The 5,266-nt window shown below is 42.7% G+C and carries 6 protein-coding genes; 3 read left to right on the forward strand and 3 right to left on the reverse strand.

Annotated elements, in window-relative coordinates:
- Positions 1-240: 240 nt before the first annotated feature.
- Positions 241-486, forward strand: coding sequence for a YgjV family protein (locus CAG69_RS04860; RefSeq protein WP_005397186.1), 246 nt, complete (start codon positions 241-243; stop codon positions 484-486).
- A 98-nt stretch (positions 487-584) separates the two neighbouring features.
- On the opposite strand, the gene CAG69_RS04865 is transcribed toward CAG69_RS04860, so the two are convergent.
- Both CAG69_RS04865 and CAG69_RS04870 read right to left on the reverse strand, forming a co-directional pair.
- On the reverse strand, positions 585-866 hold the full coding sequence (locus CAG69_RS04865; RefSeq protein ID WP_161442998.1) for a DUF2218 domain-containing protein: 282 nt from the start codon (positions 864-866) through the stop codon (positions 585-587).
- A gap of 42 nt (positions 867-908) precedes the next feature.
- Complete coding sequence (locus CAG69_RS04870) at positions 909-2,915, reverse strand: TonB-dependent siderophore receptor (protein ID WP_161443000.1); 2,007 nt, start codon at positions 2,913-2,915, stop codon at positions 909-911.
- A gap of 116 nt (positions 2,916-3,031) precedes the next feature.
- Here CAG69_RS04870 and CAG69_RS04875 point away from each other — a divergent pair, with 116 nt between their 5' ends.
- A complete protein-coding gene (locus CAG69_RS04875; protein ID WP_161443002.1) occupies positions 3,032-4,000 on the forward strand; it encodes a helix-turn-helix domain-containing protein in 969 nt (322 codons plus the stop codon).
- 87 nt (positions 4,001-4,087) lie between these two features.
- Complete coding sequence (gene cueR, locus CAG69_RS04880) at positions 4,088-4,474, forward strand: Cu(I)-responsive transcriptional regulator (protein ID WP_005376627.1); 387 nt, start codon at positions 4,088-4,090, stop codon at positions 4,472-4,474.
- A 42-nt stretch (positions 4,475-4,516) separates the two neighbouring features.
- Here the strand turns inward: cueR and CAG69_RS04885 are convergent.
- Positions 4,517-5,266: iron ABC transporter ATP-binding protein (locus tag CAG69_RS04885; RefSeq protein ID WP_202600702.1), on the reverse strand; the 750-nt coding region annotated here is incomplete at its 5' end.

Below are 5,266 nucleotides of genomic sequence, written 5' to 3' on the forward strand. Positions count from 1 at the left end.
ACCATCGTTATTATCAATCAACACAATAAGTAAAATTATCAGTAATTCCCGTCCTAAACGTTTGCGTAATCGCTAACCTTCTCTTAACCTTGATTTGAGGCTTTTATCACGGTTTTTCCATTGATATAGTGCGTCCATACAACAAAAAAAGACCATTCGAGGCATGGAGCTTCCTCATTAATCTCAAGATGAGAAGAATTGGTACCGACAAAATTCGGCAGATTTTAAGAGGGTCAAAAAATGGACATGAATATGGTTGAGATTTTAGGTTATGCAGCTTCAATCATGGTCGCAATTTCGCTAACTATGAAAGATATTGTTAAGCTTCGTATCCTTAACTTTATTGGTTGTGCGCTATTTACTGCTTACGGACTAATGATTGATTCTTGGCCTGTAGTATTAACTAACGGCTTTATTGCTTGCGTTAATATCTACTTCCTAGCAAAAATGCAACAGGAAAAAAAAAGCCTAGAATCTAGAGCCTAAAAAGCAATAGCATTCGAACAATAAAAGCCCGCGAATGATAAGATCGCGGGCTTTTTGCTTTTAATGCGCTCTCACTTTCTGCACATTCATCAATAGCTCTAGCGAACCCAGTTAAGTGTTAATGTTTCTCGACGAGAGAACATGTCTACATGTGATGAGATTATCGCCTTCACTTTGCCCAGTTTCTCTTCGGAATCCGCCTCACAAATAATGGTCAAGCTAGACTCGCAAAGAGCAAACTCCGCTTTTCCCGTCGGAAATGTCACCAAACCGCTGTTTTCATTCCAAGTAGCAGGAGCCTTTCGTCCAAAATGCCGACAAAGTGTCACTAAGTATTTGTCAGCGTGTTCGCTATCTATTCGGGTGCTTTCTTTAATCATGAATTTACTCGTGTTTTGAAGCGCCCCCTCTCGGGAGCCCTATTAGAATTGATAAGCAGAAGAAAGTTTGAAGTTGCGACCCGGCTCGTAGTCATCAAGCGTGAAGCCACGTGCAGTACCCGAACGAGACGCATGAGAGCTGTACAACTCGTCAAATACATTATCAATACCAAAGGTCACCGACAGTCCATCAATATCAGACGGCACCCATTGAGCATATAGATTATGTACATCATAACTTGCTTTCTTTGGCTGACCATCAAAGACGTTGTCTTCTTCTAGAACAAACATTGAGTTCCACCCGAAGATCGTTTCTAAAGCGTCTGACTGGTAATCCAAAGTTAGAGCAATACTATCACCCATATCAATGCTACGCCCATTACCCCCAGCAACAGGGCCACCAGTATTCTTGTTTTTGGTGTCCGACTTAGAGTAAGAAAGTTTGCTGCTAAACTTGTCGTAGCCATAAGAAGCACTTGCCTCAAAGCCTTTAATCTCAACATCACCTAAGTTGTAAATCAGGTAAGTTTGAGTCGCGTTTTGGTACTGGTCTGCAATGTAATCATCAATTTCCGTTTGGAATGCCGTAATATTCGCTCCAAAGAAATGCTTATCAAAGGTTTTATCAAAACGGACACCACCCTGTGTGTTCAACCCCGTTTCTGGCTTTAGTCCATCCTCTAAAAATGCAACGTCTTGGTAAGCAATAAAGGTTTCCATCAGCTCAGGGCCTTTGAATAGAGAGCGTGCGCTCGCAAACAACGTCCAATCCTGAGTGACTGCCCATTCTGCTGCTAGGGCCCAGGTCACATCATCATAGTTACTCGTCCCCGTTTCAGCTTCACGTTTGTAATCATCAAAACGCATACCTGCGGTAACAAAGAAAGCATCAGAGAAGAAGAACTGGTCTTCTACAAACAATGCGGTTGAAATGGCCGATTCATCCATGAACTTACGACTACCGTAGTAACTTGAAGATGTCTTATCCATGTAGTCGAAACCATAGGTGATTCGATTATCAAACTCACCTAACATAACATCCGACTGGAACTTACCATTCAAACCAAAGTTTTGGTTTTTAGCGGTGTTCTTCGATAAACGGTTCGAAGGCCAGCGAGGAGCCATAACGCTCTCATCCCGTTTAATTTCTGTCTCGGTATTATAAAGCGTGACGTTTCCTTGATGTTGTTCGCCTCGCAGCTCGTAACTCAAGGTAACGGTATCGCGGTCATAATCCGTAGGGATAAGTAACTTGCTCGACAGGCTATTATTTGCACTACCAGACATATCAGGACGCGGACTGTAATCACCGCTGTCTCGGTACATGTCATAAGAGAGCTCAAAACGATGGATGTCATTTAGTTCATACCCCAGCTTAGCCAGAATGTTGTAAACATCACCTGCAGCACCATAGGTTTTATTGCCATCACCATCTTCAAAATCATCACGCGTAACGTAATGGCCATAGACCATCACATCAATGTTTTCGGACAAAAGTCCGTACAGTGTCAACGAACCTTGTTGGTTGTCGTTGGATGCATAGCCGCCATAAACACGCGCACCAAACTTTTCATCGTAACGAAGTAAGTCACGAGCGTCTTTCGTTTCAAAGTAGACCGAACCGCCTAACCCGTTTTGAGTCACAGAGTTATTACCTACCTGAATGTCCGCAGATTTGAGAATGTCAGGGTTCAGCGTCAGGTTACCAATATGATGGAACATGCTCGCATGCTGAGAAGCACCGTCAAGACGAATGTCCAAATCGGTTTCGCTCAAACCACGAATCGTAATACGTTGATTCACAGAGTGTGTTCCACCAACATCCACACCGGGAATATCGCGCAGTAAATCAGACATATGATCGGCTTGCTTCAGTGACATGTCGTCCGCAAACATCGACTCAGTGTTGCTGGAAACTTTCGTTCCCCATACAACGACCTCTTCAAAATGTGACTCAGTATCTTGAGCTAAAACAGGGGTTGATAGCGCCATTCCCACTGCAAGGCAAAGGCTTGAAAGCTTGATAGGTGAACAAGCAGGGCTTTCCATAACTTCATTCCTAAATATTAATGATAATAATTCTCAGGTATAATAAGCATGAGTTTTATAAATACAAAGGCGATTTGGTTATGCGAAATCGCACAAGTGTTATGAGGAAGTGTCAAATGCAGGAAGTCACAACAAAACGAACTAAAATTGCCAAGATAGCTTTAACCCAAAGACTAGAGGCGACAGAGAAACAATGGATTGTCACGCAAGGCCAACCTTGTCAAACTCAACTGGCCGAAGGTAAGTTCCTATCATATCAGTACAATGATCAAATTTTTGTTCATGGCGGGCGTTGTCTAGAACTTATTGATTCGAATATTGTTTCTACTGCACACGCCTCACTGCTGGTCACTATTCTTTTAGAAGGTAGACTCTCGTTTGGCTACGACGATTTGCAATTTGATTTAGACGCGAGCGACGGCCCTAAAGGTGTCGTGGTGAACCTACTCAAACCTGCAAATTTTCGTCGTTCACTGCTCAAAGATAACCACATTAATAAGATCAACATATTGGTTAAGCCCCAATGGCTAGAGGCCCGCCTTGAGCAAAATTGTAGTCATCGAGCCTTTTTTAACTCTCATCAGGCGTTTCATCCTCTAGAGCTTAATCAGGCGTTATGCGAACTAGCTGAAACGCTGACAAGCCGAGAATCACCACAAGAATTCCAAGATAAGTTGGAAGTTGAAAGCTTGATCTATCAAATTTTGCATCAAGCGACTGAGCAAATCCCCAAGAACTTCAGTGCTAATAAAAATAACCTTGAACGGCACACAGATGGTCGAATAGAGGATATTGTTAGCTATATAGAAACTCACCTTGAGCAAGAACTACGCTTGGAAAAGTTGGCAAGCCAATTCTCAATGAGTGTTTCAAACCTGCAGCGCCGATTTAAACAATCACTTAATATGACCATAAACGGCTACATTCGTTTTCGACGTCTTGAGATTGCTAGGCAACATTTGGAACGTGGCCTAGTGACGATAACAGAAGCCGCCTATGAAGCCGGATACCACCACCCTTCTAACTTCACTTATGCCTTCAAAAAGGCATTTGGTGTGCCACCACATGAAGTGATTAAAGAGTAAGGGGACTCTAGGTAACTGACTGTTATTTAGGAGTGTCTTATCCACAACATCGGTATATACTCGCCTTAAACGTTATGGAGGTTAAACATGAATATTGGTGCTGTCGCGAAGCTCACAGGGCTTTCATCTAAGTCGATTCGATTATATGAAGACAAAGGGATCATATCTCCACCAGCGCGTAGCGACTCTGGCTATCGCGAATATTCAGATAATCATATTCAAGAGCTTAACTTGGTATCACGCGCAAAAAGCGCAGGCTTTTCATTGCAAGAATGCAAAGAGTTCGTACAACTTGCTCATAACCCCAACCGCAAAAGTAGCGAAGTAAAAGCAAGAACCATGGACAAACTGAGAGAGGTTGAAGAAAAAATTGCACACCTCATGGAGATCAAAACACAACTTGAAGGTTGGGTTTCTTCTTGTCCTGGAGATGCAGAGAGCCGATGCCCAATCATAGACGAGCTCACCAAGTAAGCCCGCCTATCTTTTGATCTCGTTAAAAACGAACTAGCTCACTTAATGATAAGTACACATGCGCTTACCATTTAACTCTATGATGTTAAATGGCGTTTCATAGATGTCTTCTAGCGTAGACGCTTGAATAACATCTTCAACCGCACCACTCGCCACAACCTTGCCTTTCTTAAGCGCCAATATGACATCTGAGTAACACGCCGCGAAATTAATATCATGAATCACCACCACCATGGCTTTATTCATGTCATGGGCTAACTGCTGCACAACTTTCATGATCTGGAGAGAGTGTTTGATATCTAAGTTATTAAGAGGTTCATCAAGAAAGACATAATCTGTATCTTGTGCAATCACCATAGCAATAAATGCAAGCTGTCGCTGACCACCACTTAATTCATCTAAGTATTTGTCTTGAATATCTTGCAAATCTAAGTAGTCGATCGCTTGTTCTATGACCTCACGATCTTCTTTAGTCAGATTTCCTTTAGAGTATGGGAAACGACCAAAAGAGACTAACTCTTTTACGGTAAACCGCATTGTAATCGAGTTAGCTTGGCGAAGTACTGCCAGTTTTTTCGCTAGCTCTTTTGTGTCCCATTCCGCGATTTCCTTGCAATCAATGATAACACTACCGCCATCTCGCTCCGTTAAGCGCGAGGCCATAGATAACAGCGTGCTCTTTCCCGCGCCATTTGGACCGATAATCGATGTTACCTTGCCCTTTTCAAACTGAGTATTGGCCTCGTCTACGACTTTGTTTGAACCGAAAGCCTTCGTTAATTTGTCTATTAC

This window comes from Vibrio sp. V43_P6S15P86, assembly GCF_009904725.1.
Taxonomy (GTDB): Bacteria; Pseudomonadota; Gammaproteobacteria; order Enterobacterales; family Vibrionaceae; genus Vibrio; species Vibrio diabolicus.